Annotated in this window: 15 protein-coding genes; 5 read left to right on the top strand and 10 right to left on the bottom strand. The window is 55.2% G+C overall.

The window, feature by feature from the left end; translation table 11 throughout:
• Positions 1 to 32: 32 nt before the first annotated feature.
• Entirely contained in the window at positions 33 to 611 is a 579-nt protein-coding gene (locus BCF46_RS17110) for a thioredoxin family protein (RefSeq protein WP_121027243.1), read from the bottom strand.
• 15 nt (positions 612 to 626) lie between these two features.
• Entirely contained in the window at positions 627 to 1,364 is a 738-nt protein-coding gene (locus BCF46_RS17115; RefSeq protein ID WP_121027652.1) for a cytochrome c biogenesis CcdA family protein, read from the bottom strand.
• 78 nt (positions 1,365 to 1,442) lie between these two features.
• On the opposite strand from BCF46_RS17115, the gene BCF46_RS17120 reads away from it, so the two are divergent.
• From BCF46_RS17120 to BCF46_RS17135, 4 genes are all read left to right on the top strand, one after another.
• Entirely contained in the window at positions 1,443 to 1,814 is a 372-nt protein-coding gene (locus BCF46_RS17120) for a thioredoxin domain-containing protein (protein WP_170157966.1), read from the top strand.
• Between the two features lie 112 nt (positions 1,815 to 1,926).
• Positions 1,927 to 2,262, top strand: coding sequence for an ArsR/SmtB family transcription factor (locus BCF46_RS17125; protein ID WP_121027246.1), 336 nt, complete (start codon positions 1,927 to 1,929; stop codon positions 2,260 to 2,262).
• Positions 2,263 to 2,307: 45 nt separating this feature from the next.
• On the top strand, positions 2,308 to 3,363 hold the full coding sequence (locus tag BCF46_RS17130) for a YeeE/YedE family protein (RefSeq protein ID WP_121027658.1): 1,056 nt from the start codon (positions 2,308 to 2,310) through the stop codon (positions 3,361 to 3,363).
• A 255-nt stretch (positions 3,364 to 3,618) separates the two neighbouring features.
• Positions 3,619 to 4,785: a WD40/YVTN/BNR-like repeat-containing protein gene (locus BCF46_RS17135; protein WP_121027249.1), complete on the top strand. Its 1,167-nt coding sequence runs from the start codon at positions 3,619 to 3,621 to the stop codon at positions 4,783 to 4,785.
• Here BCF46_RS17135 and BCF46_RS17140 read toward each other — a convergent pair.
• From BCF46_RS17140 to BCF46_RS17150, 3 genes are read right to left on the bottom strand one after another with little or no spacing between them, the layout of a single operon-like run.
• Positions 4,782 to 8,063, bottom strand: coding sequence for an error-prone DNA polymerase (locus BCF46_RS17140; protein ID WP_121027252.1), 3,282 nt, complete (start codon positions 8,061 to 8,063; stop codon positions 4,782 to 4,784). The genes BCF46_RS17135 and BCF46_RS17140 overlap by 4 nt on opposite strands.
• On the bottom strand, positions 8,060 to 9,538 hold the full coding sequence (locus BCF46_RS17145) for a Y-family DNA polymerase (RefSeq protein ID WP_121027255.1): 1,479 nt from the start codon (positions 9,536 to 9,538) through the stop codon (positions 8,060 to 8,062). The genes BCF46_RS17140 and BCF46_RS17145 overlap by 4 nt, the downstream gene beginning before the upstream one ends.
• Positions 9,480 to 10,088, bottom strand: coding sequence for an ImuA family protein (locus tag BCF46_RS17150; RefSeq protein ID WP_425454433.1), 609 nt, complete (start codon positions 10,086 to 10,088; stop codon positions 9,480 to 9,482). The genes BCF46_RS17145 and BCF46_RS17150 overlap by 59 nt, the downstream gene beginning before the upstream one ends.
• 276 nt (positions 10,089 to 10,364) lie before the next feature.
• On the opposite strand from BCF46_RS17150, the gene BCF46_RS17160 reads away from it, so the two are divergent.
• Complete coding sequence (locus BCF46_RS17160) at positions 10,365 to 11,327, top strand: sugar kinase (RefSeq protein WP_121027261.1); 963 nt, start codon at positions 10,365 to 10,367, stop codon at positions 11,325 to 11,327.
• On the opposite strand, the gene BCF46_RS17165 is transcribed toward BCF46_RS17160, so the two are convergent.
• The 5 genes from BCF46_RS17165 to BCF46_RS17185 are packed head-to-tail and all read right to left on the bottom strand — an operon-like array spanning position 11,328 to position 16,502.
• Positions 11,328 to 12,068, bottom strand: coding sequence for an ABC transporter ATP-binding protein (locus BCF46_RS17165; protein ID WP_121027264.1), 741 nt, complete (start codon positions 12,066 to 12,068; stop codon positions 11,328 to 11,330). It lies immediately after the preceding gene.
• Positions 12,065 to 12,922, bottom strand: coding sequence for an ABC transporter ATP-binding protein (locus tag BCF46_RS17170; RefSeq protein ID WP_121027266.1), 858 nt, complete (start codon positions 12,920 to 12,922; stop codon positions 12,065 to 12,067). Before BCF46_RS17170 ends, BCF46_RS17165 begins: the two co-directional genes overlap by 4 nt.
• Positions 12,922 to 13,833, bottom strand: a complete 912-nt coding sequence (locus BCF46_RS17175; RefSeq protein ID WP_211332834.1) for an ABC transporter permease — start codon at positions 13,831 to 13,833, stop codon at positions 12,922 to 12,924. Before BCF46_RS17175 ends, BCF46_RS17170 begins: the two co-directional genes overlap by 1 nt.
• Positions 13,833 to 14,906: an ABC transporter permease gene (locus BCF46_RS17180; protein ID WP_121027272.1), complete on the bottom strand. Its 1,074-nt coding sequence runs from the start codon at positions 14,904 to 14,906 to the stop codon at positions 13,833 to 13,835. Before BCF46_RS17180 ends, BCF46_RS17175 begins: the two co-directional genes overlap by 1 nt.
• The gene (locus BCF46_RS17185) at positions 14,907 to 16,502 is read right to left on the bottom strand and encodes an ABC transporter substrate-binding protein (protein ID WP_121027275.1); all 1,596 of its coding nucleotides are present in this window, start codon (positions 16,500 to 16,502) and stop codon (positions 14,907 to 14,909) included.
• Between the last annotated feature and the right edge of the window lie 36 nt (positions 16,503 to 16,538).

Raw genomic sequence — 16,538 nt, forward strand, 5'->3', positions numbered from 1 at the left:
CTTTGTGAATATATCTCTTGCCTAACTGCCGCTCAATCGGTTGACCCGTCCTGCCTCTCTTGAATTCTACGCGCATGATAACGTTGGAAATCTTCTTCGGAATCAAGCTCGTAACGCTTCTCGTTGACCCAAGTAAACATATCAAGAGTTGTACCAGCCCCAAATGCCCCGGGCATCATGGCAACCGCCGCAGATTGCGCAGTTTGATCTTCGCTGACTTCCTCGGGCATGAATAGAATCGATGGTGTGAATAGAAGTCCCCATTTTCGCGCGGCCGCCTTTTCCGAAAGAACCTCACCATCAAAATCAGTAATCTCCGTGTCTCCGTGCAGATTTAACTGCACCACGAAATAGTTATCGCTTATGTAGCTCGACACCTCTTCTCGCGGGTAAATTTCAGTGTGCATCTTGGTGCAATAGATGCAGCCGCGCTGCTCAATGAATAAGGCGAGCCGCTTGCCTTCGTCATTGGCTTCACCGAGGTCTTCACGCAAGTCCTTGAACGTGTCGCGCATCCACTCTGTTTTGTGCAAGCCATCATCGCCCAACTCGGCGGCTAGCGCGGGTAGGGCGAACAAGATTGCCATCAAAGTCATCCAAAAACGTTTCATTGGCTCGTCTCCTTCTTAAATACCCTGAAACACAGGGAAGGTGTTTATCATCCATTCCGCAATGCGATTTACGCTATCCGTAGCAATCAATCCGGCGAACAGGATCATCAAAATGCCCATCGCTTTCTCAACTTTTGGCAAGTGCTTCCGGAAGCGCGAGGCGAACCTCAGGAACGGCCCAATAAAGAGCGCGGCTATCATAAAGGGGGCTGTCATTGCGAAGCCGAAGACCAACAGTAACATCAACCCTTCAAAGGCTGTAGACTCGGTGCTGGCTGTGAACACAACCGCAGTTAAAACTCCGCCAACGCACGGGGTCCAGCCCGCCGCAAACGCAAAACCTACGAGGTATGCTCCTAAGACCGACATATTCTTCGTGTCGCCCGCGTCCATCTGAAAAACGCGATTTAAGAATCCAATGCGCAAAACTCCAAGGAAATGAAGGCCCATGATGAACACGACTGTCGCGGCAAATAGGCGAAACTCCGTTTGCATGCTGCGGAAGGTTTGGCTCAGCCCATAGGCCGCGGCTCCCAACAAGACAAATACCGTAATGATCCCCAACGAGAACATCACCGATGCCAAAAACGCCCTTCGACGTACTCCGGGTGCCATTTCCCCTTCGGCGCTGATTTCCGACATCGAAGCCCCAGCCATGTAGCTTAGGTAGAAGGGAACGATTGGCAGAACACAAGGCGAGAAAAAAACGATTAACCCACCCGCTAAAGCCCCAAGAATAGTGACGTCGAACATCGCCGGAAGTCCCAACAGTTGCATGCATTACACATTCAAGTTATTATATGTTTTAGCAACTGGTCAACTGGAACCGCAATGACGGCTGTTCGATCCTGCCTTATCGGTCTACTCCTTTCCGGAGTATTCGCATACTCCGCCCAAGCCGCTCATCTTGTGATGGTCGAGCAAGATGGATGCCATTGGTGCGCCCAATGGGACAAGGAAATATCAGAAATTTACCCGAAAACCGATGAAGGCAAACACGCTCCACTGCGCCGCGTCAATCTTCGAGATCTTCCAGATGACATTGAGTTTACCTCCAAGCCCGTCTTCACGCCTACATTTGTTCTGGTTGAAGATGGCAAAGAACTGGCGCGGCTGGAAGGCTACGCAGGCGACGAGTTTTTCTGGTTCCTGCTTGGCAAAATGCTTGATGCACACCCTGATGCAACGCAGGTGTCCAATTGACCGTTCTCGGTGACGTATATAACGCACGCGCCGAATACTTACGTCGTGTGCATTGCCACATGCAGTTTCCCGCATATAAAGGGAACGCATTGTGCTGGATAGCGATAGTTCCATGAATCTGCCCGTCATCACCAAGAACATGTCCGACGAAGACATTGAGAGAATGATGGAAAGCGCCTGCAACGCGTCAAACTTCCTCAAAGCGATTAGCCATGAAGGCAGGTTGATGATCCTGTGCCATCTTGCGACGGGGGAAAAATCCGTCACCGAGTTGGAAGAATTGCTGTCTGCCCGCCAAGCAGCTGTATCCCAACAGCTTTCGCGGTTGCGCACTGAAGGTCTGGTGACCCCCAGGCGTGAAGGCAAAGCCATCTATTACAGTTTGACAGATCGTCGTGCCGTTCAGATACTTGATGTGGTCTACGACCTATTTTGCCAAGGTAGATAAGACCCCGCCGTAAGCCCAGCGCTGGCGGGCAAGCGGAGTAACGTGGTGCTAGACAATATCTCAGATGCTTGGCTTCTCACCCTCGTTGGGTTTGCCGGCGGCGCAGTGCTCGGCCTTGCCGCACGATTGGGACGGTTTTGCACATTAGGGGCAATTGAGGATTTTTTGTACCAAGGCAGCTCGATCAGACTTCGCATGTGGATTCTGGCCATCGCGGTTGCGGGCATCGGCAGCTTTATCTTGGTATCCATAGGCTATCTAGACCTGTCCCAGACAATTTATCACGTGGCCCCGTGGTCTCCGGCTGCCAGCGTGATTGGCGGACTACTCTTCGGCTACGGAATGTCGCTCGCGGGGAATTGTGGTTTCGGAGCTTTGGCGCGGTTCGGCGGGGGCGATTTGCGATCATTTGTGATCGTGCTGGTGATGGGAATCTCGGCTTACGTCATGCTGTCAGGGCCGTTCGCAACAGTTCGCGTTGCCTTCACTACGAGTACGACTATGCCCACTGAAAGCTTCGGCTATGCCGGCTTGATTTCATCAATCATAGGCGCACCTGTCGCCTTGGTTGGTCTCATTCTCACCGTTGGGATAGGCTTGGGCGCGTTGAGCTCTCGTAGCTTGCTAGGCGACCCTAAATCTATTGCTTGGGCTTGCGCGGTGGGACTTGCCATCATCAGTGGCTGGGCGGGTACTCAGTGGGTTGCAAGTACCGGTTTTAGTGCGTCTCCGGTTATCAGTCATACCTATACCGCCCCGCTCGGTGAGACGCTAATTTACCTAATGACGGCAAGTGGCGGCGGCCTCTCTTTCGGGGTGGGTTCTGTATTTGGAGTGCTAGCAGGAGCCTTTTGCGGAAGCTTACTCAAGGGCCACTTCAGATGGGAAGCCTGCGATGATCCGCGTGAGTTAAAACGCCAAATCCTTGGTGCCATGTGCATGGGTTTCGGTGCAGTTTTGGCTATCGGTTGCACTATCGGTCAGGGCATCTCTGCGTTTTCCGTGTTGGCATTCAGCGCGCCCATCACGTTCGCCGCAATCTTTGCTGGGGCGGCTGTCGGACTGCGGCAGCTTATTACCGGCTTCGCATCGTCTCATTGAGCTATTCGAGGCTAGACTACAGCAATCACACCTCTAAGTTATGCAAGTCCCTTCGGGTAACCGGTCGCCAAGCACCCCATCGGGCATGGCTTCCAAGGTTCCACAGTTAGCTAGCGTCTTGCAGGAACCAATATCAGACTATTAACTGGTATACCGGATGGCAAAGCAGCTTCAGATCATTGCGTTTCTATCGGGTTGTTATGTAGTTCGCGGCTCCTGTGCTACCCTTCCATAGCGTTCAGGAGGTAAAAAATCATGACATCAGACAGCGTCACAATCCTTATTGGCACCACGAAAGGTGTCTTCCTTGCCTTCGGTGGACCAGACAGAACAGGTTGGTCGGTAAAAGGCCCATTTTGCGATGGATGGCCTATCAACCACGTGATCGGCGACCCAGATCGAGGGGTTTTGTGGGCAGGTGGCGGTGGTGATTGGTCCGGAGCTGGAGTTTGGTGCTCTACCGATGGAGGCGAAAGCTGGCGCGTCACAAGATTGACCAAAGGCACGATGGACGAATGGGCCGCGAATGATCCTGAGTTTGCGAATATGATCGATTGGAAGGACGTTCCGTTGCCATTCGCCGAGCAGTTCTCGCAGATTTGGTCGCTTGGATACGCTCACGGGAAACTCTATGCTGGCACCAAACCCGCCAGCCTTTTGGTAAGTGAAGATGATGGAAAGACGTGGGCCACAGTTCAAGGTTTAACCGATCATGAGTCTGTAGACTCATGGAATCCGGGCGCGGCAGGACTGGTTCTCCATACGATCGTGCCTGACCCAACGGAGCCACAGAAACTGTGGATAGGCATTTCAGCAGCTGGCGTTTTCGCGACTGAAGATGGTGGTAAGACTTGGGAAAGGCGAAACCGTCTTTCGAATGAAGAATCCTGTGCCCATCATGATCACCCTGCCGCCCCGCGTAATGGAGAAACCGGCCATTGCATCCACAATATGATGCGCGCACCGGGGAGCGGTGATCTGCTGTATCAGCAAAACCATCATGGCGTCTGGCGGTCAGGCGATGGCGGTCGCAGTTGGGATGATATTACCGCGGGCTTACCGTCAACCTTCGGCTTCCCAATTCGCGTCCATCCCCGTAACCCAAATACAATCTGGACGTTGCCCCTGAATGGCGACAGCACAGGGCGTTTTCCGCCGGATGCAGCCGCTGCTGTTTGGCGGTCAAAAGACGGCGGGGACAGCTGGCAAGACATGCGACGCGGCCTTCCTCAGGAAAGCTGCTTTTTTACGGTGCTACGTCAAGCCATGGCAGGTGACACATGGGACCCTGCGGGGCTGTATTTTGGTACGAATAGCGGATCGGTGTTTGCCAGCGTTGATGAGGGGGAGAACTGGCAAGAGGTGGTACGACACCTGCCTACGATCTTGGCTGTTGAAGTTTTGGAAGGCCCTAGACCTTAATGGAAATCCCTACTCGGAAATAGCCTTTTGGCTTGCTCCCGCGGATGCATAGCGCGGGCTGGTTGGTTTTGGCCACGCGGGGCATCGTCAGCTTGCGGTTGCGTAACACCGATGGCAGCCTCCAACGGATGGCCCAGATCAGTGAGGCGGTAAGACATGTCTTCAATCTTTTGCGCAATCAAGTGCACGACAATGCCCTCACGCTGAAGATAGCCGGTCACACGCAAAAGTCGCCCTCCCATAACAACACGGCGAAAGCGCTCATAGACTTTGGGCCAAACAACAACATTGGACACACCGCTTTCATCTTCCAACGTCAGGAAGATCACGCCCGACGCGGTACCGGGGCGCTGGCGGGTAATGACAAGGCCACAAACACTGGTGCGCTGTAATGGTGCCGTGATCAACTGGTTATGTGGCGTTAGCCCAGACATCGAAGGGCGTAAAAGCTCCATCGGATGGGCCTTTAACGTCAGGCGCATGGAGACGTAATCTTCCACCACCTCCTCGCCCAGATGCATCGCCGGAAGTTCCACCTTCGGCTCGTTGATGCTCTCTCCGTCAATCGGATCATTGAACAATGGTAACGGGGTCTGACTGCGGATCGCCTTCACCAGCCAAAGCGCATCGCGCCGCGTCAACCCCATGCCGGAGAACGCATCCGCCTCGGCCAACCGCTCCAACACCGAAGGCACCACACCGGCACGCAGCCAAACGGCCTCTGGGTCGCGGTAACCGTTACCCCGCGCAGACACGATCCAGCCCGCGTCCTCTTCCTTGAAACCTTTGATCTGGCGGAATCCAAGTCGTAAAGCCAAAGCCCCGTCCGCCCTGCGCTCCAGACTGTTGTCCCAACCGCTGGCATTCACACAAATCGGACGCACTTCTACCTGATGCTCCCGAACGTCACGCACGATCTGCGCAGGGGCATAAAACCCCATAGGTTGCGAGTTGAGCAAGGCACAGGCAAAGACCGCCGGATGGTGGCATTTGAGCCAAGCCGACACATAGGCCAGCATCGCAAAGGCGGCAGCATGGCTTTCGGGAAATCCGTAATCGGCGAAGCCTTCAACCTGACTAAAGCACCGTTCGGCCACCTCGGGGCTATAGCCGTTCTTCAGCATCCCGTTGATAAACTTTTCCTTAAACTTGCTGATTGTCCCCATACGCCGGAACGATGCGATAGAGCGGCGCAATTGGTCAGCCTCTTCCGCCGAGAACCCCGCACCGACCACTGCGATTTGCATCGCTTGCTCCTGAAACAACGGCACGCCAAGCGTCCGCTTCGTCACCTCCTCCAAAGCTGGCCCAAACGGCTCCGCTTTCTCAAGACCTTGTCGCCGCCGAATATAGGGCTGCACCATGCCCCCCTGAATTGGGCCGGGGCGCACAATGGCGACCTCAATCACCAAATCATAGAAAGTTTTCGGCTTCATTCGCGGCAGGAAATTCATCTGCGCGCGGCTCTCCACCTGAAACACACCTATAGCATCGGCATTTTGCAGCATCTGGTAGGTCGGCTTATCCTCTTGCGGAACTGTGGCGATGCTAAGGGTCTGATGCTCGTGTTCATCCATCAGTTTGAAGGCCTTGCGAATACAGCTGAGCATCCCCAAGCCCAGCACGTCGACCTTTAGAATGCCCAGCGTGTCGATGTCATCTTTGTCCCATTCGATCACCGTGCGGTCCTCCATAGCCGCGTTTTCGATAGGGCACAGCTCGTCCAGCCGCCCTTTAGTGATCACGAAGCCCCCCACATGTTGGGACAGATGGCGGGGGAAGTTGATGATTTCACCGATCAGGCGGATGGTTTGGGCAAGGCGACGATCGGTGGGATCAAGGCCAAGCTCTTTAATATGCTCGAGGTTCGCCCCGCCGTTTGACATGCCCCATATCTGACTAGAAAGGCCAGCGGTCACGTCATGGGACAGCCCCATCACCTTGCCAACCTCGCGAATAGCGGCGCGAGAGCGAAAATGGATCACCGTGGCACAAAGTCCCGCGCGATGGCGGCCATATTCTCGGTAAATCCACTGGATCACATCTTCGCGCCGTTCATGCTCGAAATCCACATCAATATCCGGTGGCTCGCCTCGATGTTTTGAAACGAACCGCTCAAACACCATGGCAATTTTGTCTGGCGAAACATCGGTGATGCCCAGCAGATAGCACAGGATGGAATTAGCTGCCGAGCCACGCCCCTGACACAAGATACCAACAGAACGTGCGTATTGAACGATGTCGTGAACGGTCAGGAAATACGCGGCAAAGCCAAGCTCCGCCACCAGCTTCAGTTCCTTCTCCATCAGATCGTGAACTCGCTCCGTCGCGCCAGTCGGGTATCGACGTCTCAAACCCTCTTGTGCCAAACGCTCTAGCCGTTCCAAGGGGGTTTCCGTTTTGGATATTTCGTCTGGATACTCGTAGCTTAACTCACTCAGGCAGAAGCTGCACCGCGTGGCGATTTCCAAGGTGCGGCGCAAGGCGGCGGGATGGTTGCGGAACAACCGCGCCATGTCCATGTAGCCTTTCAGGCGGCGTTCGGAATTAGGCAAGGCACGCGTGCCAATCTGATCAATCGTGATGTGTTCTCGCATACAGGTCAGCACATCAGCCAGCTGCTTTCGGCTGCCGTGATGCATCAACGCATCTCCTACGGCCACCATAGGTGCAGAAGTGCTTAACGACAGTCTTGCACATGCGTTTAGATACGCCTGATCAGTACCGTCATAACGCGGAACGGCCCCAAGAAAGACGTGGCCCGGGAATTTCCGTTGAACCCGTTGGACATCACTTGCTGCCGACCTCAATTTCTTTTGTGGCAGCGCGACCAAGGTCATTCCTGTGCACCCTTCAAGAATATCCTTCAGATCGAGATGGCACTCCCCTTTCTCGGCCCGTCTCTTGCCCAAAGTCAGCAGTCGGGTCAGGCGCTGATACGCGATCTTATCACGAGGCAGCACCACCCAGTCGACAGAGCTGTCACGCAACGCAAGGCGGCATCCCACAATCAACTTGGGCAACGAACCTCGCGGCTCATGGGCCTCCTCAACCTCTTGTTTCAAAATTTTCAGCGCCGAATAGGCCCGCACAACTCCGGCCAGCGAATTGCGGTCGGTAATCGCGATGGCCGCAAGACCGAGTTCGGCGGCACGTGATATCATCTCCTCAGGGTGTGACGCTCCGGTAAGAAAGGTGAAGTTGGTGGTGACAGACAGCTCGGCATATTGGCTGCAGGCCGCGTCAATCAGGTGATCTTCGTGATTGGTTTCAGTCATGCAAACTCCCCCTGCACAAACCAGCCCGGATTTTGGGGTGTGTAATAAAGCCAAAGCCGCCGCCCTTGCTGTGTTTCCACACGCCAATAATCGCGAACACCCGAGCGCCAGTTATCATTCACCAACCACCATTCCGGTGTGATCCGCTCCGGCCCCGTGGCTTGCGCAGTGGAAAGAGGCATCCGTCGCCATCGAAACTGCCTTGGCGGGTTAGGCTCTGTTCCTGCAATCGGTTCTGGCGGGAAAAGGCACAAGGGGCGTGGACGTAGTGCACGCCATGAGCCTACAGGCTCAGAGTTCACCGCAGGTGTAGCTATAAAACTACGCTCTGGGATGTGGCTATCAGCAGGCAAAACACGCTCAATATTCTCCAACCCTATCCGTGTGCCGATACGTGAAATCAGGTCTTCCAACTGGTCTTTGCGCGATGAGCTGACCGTACTGATCTGCCGGGCCGGCAAGGGAAAAACCTGCGTCGCTTCCAATCGCATCTGGTCAATGCCGAAGCCCGCATCCACATCCGCAACCCCCCGCTCAAAAAGCGGCAGGATACGTTGCGGGTCACGCAAAGGGCGGGCCAGACGCAACTCCACGATTTGCGCTTCTTGATCTACACGCCGTAAGGTAAGGCGCAAAATTCGCGCGCCAGCTTCACGCGCATTTAGCTTGGCGCAAAGGCTGTTCAGCAGACGGGACGTGCCTGCCATCACGTCATCATACAAACCAATCGGGTCGGGCAAGGTTAGACGCACACCATAGTGGGGAGGGTCCGCCAGTGGGGTGATTTGCTCGGGTTGGCGACCAATGGCTTGATCCAATCGCATCATCAACTCCGGCCCGAAACGCCGTGTCAGTGGTGCACGGGACGTTCCTTCCAACTCAGAAATCGTGCGTAACCCAAGCCGTTGCAAGGCGATCACTGTCTTCTCTTCCAGTCGAAGAGCCGTTATCGGCAGCGGCCCCAGTGCTTGTAACGCCTCTCCCGGCTCGGCCAACCCTTCTCCGTAATGCGCCAACCCCCAAGCCGCTCCACGTGTATCCGCCAGCCCTATCTGCGCCGAGAACCCTGCCTTGCTCAACCGCAAGCGCATGTCTGACAACATCATCCCATCACCGCCAAAGAGGTGCGCAGCACCAGTAATATCAAGCACCAACCCATCCGCGCCCTCAAGTCCGACCCACGGACAATAACGGGTCGCCCAACGACGCAATACTTGCAGAAACCGCTCATCCCCGATTGGTTCAGCTGGGCGACTTTGCAGATCGGGGCAAAAGGCCCGCGCGTCCGAATAGGGCATTCCCCGGTTCAAACCCTGCCGCTCGGCCTCCGCGTTTAAGCAATAAATCCGATTGGCATTCTTCTGCTTGACCGTCAGGACAAACGGTCCATCAATTGGACGCATTCGTAAAGCCCGGTCACTCGGTAACCGGGGAAGCCATATGGAGGCTACGCGACGCTGTATTCCATCGAACATGCCAGGCACCTAATGTTCCCGATTTGTTCTTAATAAGTTCCCAGCGCTGCAGAGTCGAGTCGTCACGATCTAAAATGGGGGTGCAATGCCATCGGGTTTCCGCCACGTTGCTGCCCATCCCTTCGGGAATACGACAAAGCCCAATAGTCTTTCCCGCCTTCGCCGCAAGCTGCAGCCTCCGCCCCTCGGTCAAGCCCAAAGGTTCGCCTAACTCCATGACAACATGAGACAGATTTCCATCCCTTAAAGCTTCTTCCATCACGGCCAAACCTTCGGTTTGGTCCTTGACCTGCGCAATCAAAAGCTTCGAGGGGTCAAAGAAGTCGCTCAATCCCACAGGATTTAGAATCTCCGGACGCCAAGCCTCCCGGATCCAAAAAACGCAGTCACAAGCTTGTGCCGCAACAATGGCGGAAAAACTCAACGAGCCGGACCCACAAACCTCGTGAACCCGCGCCTTACGCAGTGGGAAATATGTAGAGAGATCAGAGGTCATCCGGTTGAGGTTACACTGATAGGACAGCGTTTCAAATCCCCAACCATGGGTCATCAGTCTTCGCAAGCGAAGGCCTACACGTTGGCCGAGGAAGGTGCTCATGTACTGGTAACAAAAATAGTTGCTGAGATGGTCTCGTCAACAACACCGCAGGACCGCCTCCGCATTGTGGTTGACGGTGGCACATTTGACATTAGTCCCAGTGACAGGCTTGTTACCCTCTTAGGCGAGACACACGCGCGCCTTTACCAAGAACCTTGCAAGCTGGTGGAGTGCTTCACCAAATGCCACAACGAATTACTTTGAAAACCAAGAACAGGTCACAAGCCAATGACACCGTCAAACGAACATCAGTTAACACAACCGATTCTAGGACAGCTCAACAGGTTTCTGTCCATCGGGGAGTGCATGGTCGAAATGGCCCCCATCGATCAAGCGGGTGATTTCCGGATGGGATTCGCGGGCGATACTTTCAACACGTCTTGGTACATGCGGACGCTTCGCTCCGACGTGGAGACACGATACTTCACACGAGTAGGCACGGACGCTGTGTCACAATCCATGTTGGACATGATGTCCGGCGCGGGGGTCAACACGAGCTTCATTGCCCAAGACCCAGTGCGCTCCGTTGGGTTGTATCTCATCTCCCTCAAAGATGGAGAGCGCAGTTTTTCGTACTGGCGCGATCAATCTGCTGCCCGAAAACTAGCACAGGATGCTGACCTTCTGCATAGCGCCATGCAAGACGCCGATCTTATCTATTTCTCCGGCATCAGCCTTGCGATCCTAGACACGAAGGGTCGTCAAACTCTGCTGCATGCTCTGCACACAGCTCGTGCCAACGGCAAGCGCATCGCTTTTGATTCCAACTTGCGACCACGGCTTTGGACGAACAACGACGAAATGACCACGACGGTTATGCAAGCTGCAGCGGTCAGCGATATCATCCTGCCTTCCTATGACGATGAAGCTGATTTCTTCGGCGATGCAAACATCGAAGCGACGGGAAACCGCTACCTGAATGCCGGTGCCAAAACCATAGTAATCAAAAACGGCGCAGGCGCAGTTCACTACATCCACAACGGTGTCAGCCATCACATCAATCCACCAGCAGTAGGCGAAATCATTGACACGACCTCGGCTGGCGACAGCTTTAATGCCGGGTTCTTCGCGGGATTGGATCGTGCCACGTCAATGGAAGACCTGATCAAATCAGCGTCGCAAGTTGCAGGTCAGGTTATAGGACGGAAAGGCGCATTGGTCCCGCTCGATCTTACCAAGATCACGACATAGCTACAAAGACGCCTGCAGCAGCTGCTTGGAATACGGATGCGTTGCATTCATTGCGCGCAACGCTTCGACGCCCAAAATCTCGACGATCTCGCCATCCTTCATTACCGCCAAGCGGTCGCACATATGACCGACGACGGACAGATCGTGTGAGACCATCAGATAGGTCAGGCCGCGGTCGTTTCTCAGATCGGCAAGCAGATTTAAAATCTCGGCTTGTACGGACACGTCCAACGCAGACGTCGGCTCATCCAGCAAAAGCAGTTCCGGCTCAGGCGCCAATGCACGGGCAATCGCTACTCGCTGACGCTGCCCTCCAGACAATTGGTGGGGATATCGGAACCGGAATTTTTGCCCTAGCCCCACATCATCCAGCAATTTCACGACACGCGCATCAATGTCTTTGAACCCATGAAGATGCAGTGTTTCACCAAGCACCTGATCGACCGAGTGGCGCGGATGGAGTGATGCATAGGGGTCTTGGAACACCATTTGCACGGTCTTGAAAAACTCCTTTGGCCGCTTTTTCCCGATAGGTTTCCCGTCCAAAGTCATAGCGCCGGACCAATTCGGAGCCAGCCCCGTAATCGCGCGCAGAATGGTCGATTTCCCTGAACCGCTTTCCCCGACCAAGCCAAAGCTTTCGCCCTGCCCCACGTCGAACGTAGCGCCTTTCACAGCGTCCACCCGGTCCCGGTTCTTGCCGAACCAGACGTTAAGCCCGTTCACATCAAGCATGCTCATTCGCTGCCACTCACACTTGGTGCCTCCGACCATTGCGGGTCGCGTTCAAGCACCTCAAGCCGGTCACGTGGCGCGTCCAGTCGGGGCAATGAATTCAGCAGCCCGCGGGTATAGGGGTGTTTCGCTTCGTGCAGCTTGTCGGCATCACACACCTCCACGATCCGCCCAGAATACATGATCAAAACCCTGTCGCAGAAATCGGCAACCAAGTTCAGGTCATGGCTGATGAAAATCAGCCCCATGCCCCGTTCCTTGACCAGTTTATCCATAATATCGAGCACCTGCCGCTGCACGGATACGTCCAGTGCCGAGGTCGGCTCGTCCGCGATCAGGATCTCGGGATTCGGGATCAGCATCATCGCAATCATGATACGTTGCCCCATGCCACCAGACATCTCGTGCGGATAAGCACGCATCACGCGCTCGGCGTCACGGATCGACACCGCTTCGAGCATTTCAAGCGACTTGTTATAGGCGTCGGCCTTCGACGCCGAGTTATGAAGTCGATACGCCTCGATAATCTGGTCCCCGATGGTCATCACCGGGTTGAGCGAGAACTTCGGGTCCTGCATAACCATGCTGATGCGTTGTCCGCGCACCGAACGCATGTCCTTTTCGGACAGCTTCATCAAGTCCTGCCCCTCAAGATTGACTTGATCGGCTTCGACAATGCCCGGTGGTCGGATTAGTCGGAGAATTGCGCGGCCCGTCATCGACTTGCCTGACCCGCTTTCACCGACGATCCCCAGTCGCTCGCGGCCAAGAGTGAACGACACACCACGGACCGCATCGAACACACCATTCCGTGTCGGAAACCGCACCCACAGGTTTTGAACATCCAGAAGAGTGCTCATCATTCACCTGCCTTCGGATCAAGGACGTCTCGCAAACCGTCGCCCAACAGATTGAACGCCAGCGACACTGTGAAGATCGCGAGGCCGGGCATGGTTGCGACCCACCAGTAGTCCAAGATGAACCGCCGTCCTTCGGAAATCATCGCACCCCATTCCGGGCTGGGCGGTTGTGCACCCAGACCAAGGAAGCCAAGACCCGCCGCCGCAAGGATGATCCCCGCCATGTCGAGCGTTACCCGAACAATGAGTGACGAGATACAGAGCGGCCAAATATGCCTGGTGATGATCCTGAGCGGTCCCGCGCCTTGTAGTTTGATCGCGCTGATGAAGTCTGAGGAGCGGATCGTCAGCGTCTCTGCTCGCGCGATGCGGGCGTAAGGGGGCCATGCGGTCAACGAAATCGCCAATACCGCGTTCTCGATCCCTGCCCCGAGGGCCGCGACGAAAGCCAATGCAAGAACCAGCCGTGGGAATGCCAGAAAGATGTCGGTGATACGCATCAGGACCGTGTCGGTCCAACCGCCAACATAGCCCGACACCGTGCCCACCAAAAGCCCAGCAATCGGTGCGATCAATGCAACCAGTGCAACAATATAAAGAGTGATGCGTGCGCCGTAGATGAGCCTCGACAGGATATCGCGCCCAAGGCTGTCAGTGCCGAAGATATGGCCATCTGTGCCCAGTGGTGCAAGCCTGTTACCGAGGTCCTGCACGAAGGGGTCATGCGGGGACAGCAATGGCGCCGCGGCCGCAATAAAAACGAGCAGCACCAGAATGCCCAGCCCGATCATCGCCATGGTATTGGACCGGAACGATAACCACCCCTGATAAAGGGCTGATATCTTCGCATGGCGTCGCGAGGTCGGTGTCTCGGCCAGCAGCCATTCGCGCATTGTTTGTGTCTCGGCCATTATTTAGCCCTCGGATCAAAGACCTTGTAGAGCAGGTCCGACAGAATATTGAGCAGGATAAAAATCAGACCCACGACCACAGTTCCGCCTAAGACGGCATTCATGTCAGCACTGAGCAGCGCCGTTGTGATGTAGCTACCGATGCCCGGCCAACTGAAGATGATCTCTGTCAACACCGACCCTTCAAGCAGGTTGGCGTAACTGAGTGCGATCACGGTGATCAGTTGCACGCGGATGTTCTTGAACGCATGTTTCCACACAACGTCCCATTCCGACATGCCTTTGACGCGGGCCGTGGTGATGTATTCGGCGCTGAGCTGCTCCAACATGAACGACCGCGTCATCCGGCTGACATAGGCCAACGAATAGTAGCCCAACAACGACGCAGGCAGGATGATGTGGCTAAAGGCGTCCTTGAACACATCCCAATTGCCGTCCAGCAAGCTGTCCACCAAAATCAGGCCAGTCACGCTCGGCACAACATCAACGTAGAAGATACCAACGCGACCCGGCCCACCGACCCAGCCGAGGATGCCGTAAAACACCAGCAAGCCCATCAGGCCCAGCCAGAAAATCGGCATGGAGTATCCGACCAGCGCCACGACACGCGCGATCTGGTCGATCCATGACCCTTTGCGCACGGCGGCCAGAACACCCAGCGGCACACCCAATACGACGCCAAAAATGATGCCGATCGTGGCCAGCTCAAGCGTGGCGGGAAAGACGCGCGCAATGTCCTCGGACACAGGCCGCGCGTTCAAAAGGGAGGTGCCGAAATCAAGATGCAGCACGTCCCAAAGATAATAGAAAAATTGAACCATCAGCGGTTTGTCGAGCCCCAGCTGAAGGTAAACGGTGTCATATGTTTCCTGTGAAGCGCGTTCCCCAACGATGGCAAGCACAGGATCAATCGGCATAACGCGGCCGATAACGAAAGTGATGAACAGCAAGCCCAAGAGCGTGACCGCAATTGATCCGAGCGTCAGCATCGTTGTCCGAAGAAACGGCCAAACCTGATCTGTCAGAGGCGCCCGTGTGGGGCGCCTCTGGTTGTTGTCCTCAGTGAGGGCCATTTACTTCGTGACCTGCCAGTAAGCTGCAGATGTCACAGCCTGACCGGTGGACCAGTTCATGACGTTGTCACGCAGAGCGGATTGCTCGATTTGCTGGAACATCATCACAAAAGGCGAGATTTCGCGGAACTCTTTTTGGATATCCAGATACATCTGAACCCGCTTCTCGCGGTCACCTTCGGTTACTGCGGCATCAACCTTCTCGGTCAAACCACCAGCATCCCAACCCGTGCGCCAAGCCAACAAACCAGTCGCATTGGCTGCGTCAGAGTTGTCTGGGTTATAGGCAAACGTACCTGCGTTGGTCTGTGGGTCAGGATAGTCTGGCCCCCAAGCACCCAGATAAACGTCCAGCTCGCGGGCACGGTAACGTGCGAGGATTTGCTTCGCAGTACCAACGGTGATGTTCACCTTGATCCCGGCTTGTGCAGCGGCGTTCTGGAAGGATTGGCCGATCTCGATACGCTCTTGCGCCTCGCGAACGCCAATCTCGACCTCGAGGTTTTCAACACCGGCAGCAGCCAACAGTTCTTTGGCCTTTTCAATGTTGTAGGAGAACGGGTTCTCATCCGACGCGCCAAGATAGGTCGCTGGCAAGAAGTTCTGGTGGATCGTATACTGCCCCTTCAGGAAGCTGTCGCGCATACCTTCATAGTCGATCAGATATTTGAACGCTTGACGGACCTCCGGCTTGGACAGCACCGGATGTTTCTGGTTCAGAGCCAGATACATCAAGCGGCCCTTTAGTTCATCCTCGATCTTGACGCCACCTGCGCTGGAAGCGCCTGCGATGTCTTCGGGGTTCAAGTTACGGGCAATGTCGATATCGCCGCGCTCCAACAGCAGGCGCTGCGAGGCGCTTTCCGTCACGTGGCGAACGATGACGCGCTCCATGGTCGGCGCACCCCCGTAGTAGTCCGGGTTGGAGGATAGCGTAACGCTTTCATTTGGCTTCCATCCGTCCAGTTTGTATGGGCCGGAGCCTGCGGAGTTGGTTTTGAGCCAGGTGTTGCCCATATCGCCATCGGCCTCGTTGGCCATGACAACTTCTTTGTCCACGATCCCGCCGATGGTTGCGGTCAAGCAGTTCAGCACGAAGGACGTCGCGTATTTCTTGTCCGTCGTGATCATCAACTTGTTGCCATCGGCTTTGATGGTTTCGGCTGCATTCTCAGGTGTGAAGCCAAACTGCGTAAGGATAAACGCAGGTGTCTTATTCAGGATCACAGCGCGTTGCAGCGAGAACGCAGCGTCTTCTGCACGCACAGGATTGCCGGAATGGAACTTCACGCCTTCACGCATGGTGAACGTGATGGTCTTGCCATCTTCGGAGACTTCCCAGCTTTCTGCGAGGTCAGGCTGATAACCGGCTGCAAGATCCATCGGGTCAAGATTGACCAGACGGTTGTAGACATTGCGGCTGATGTCAGAGCCGGCGAATTCAAAGCTTTCTGCCGGGTCGACTGTGGTAACGTCGTCAATCCGGTTGGCGATAACCAACATGTTCGCTGGCGTTTCGGCAATTGCCGAGAACGATGTCACACCGACGGCTAGGCCGATTGCGGCGCTCGTCAGTAGTTTGTTTATAGCATTCATTTCTAGAACCTCTCCTGTTCCGTTTCACTGAAATCT

This window comes from Litoreibacter meonggei (genome assembly GCF_003663885.1).
In the GTDB taxonomy this organism is placed as follows: Bacteria; Pseudomonadota; Alphaproteobacteria; order Rhodobacterales; family Rhodobacteraceae; genus Litoreibacter; species Litoreibacter meonggei.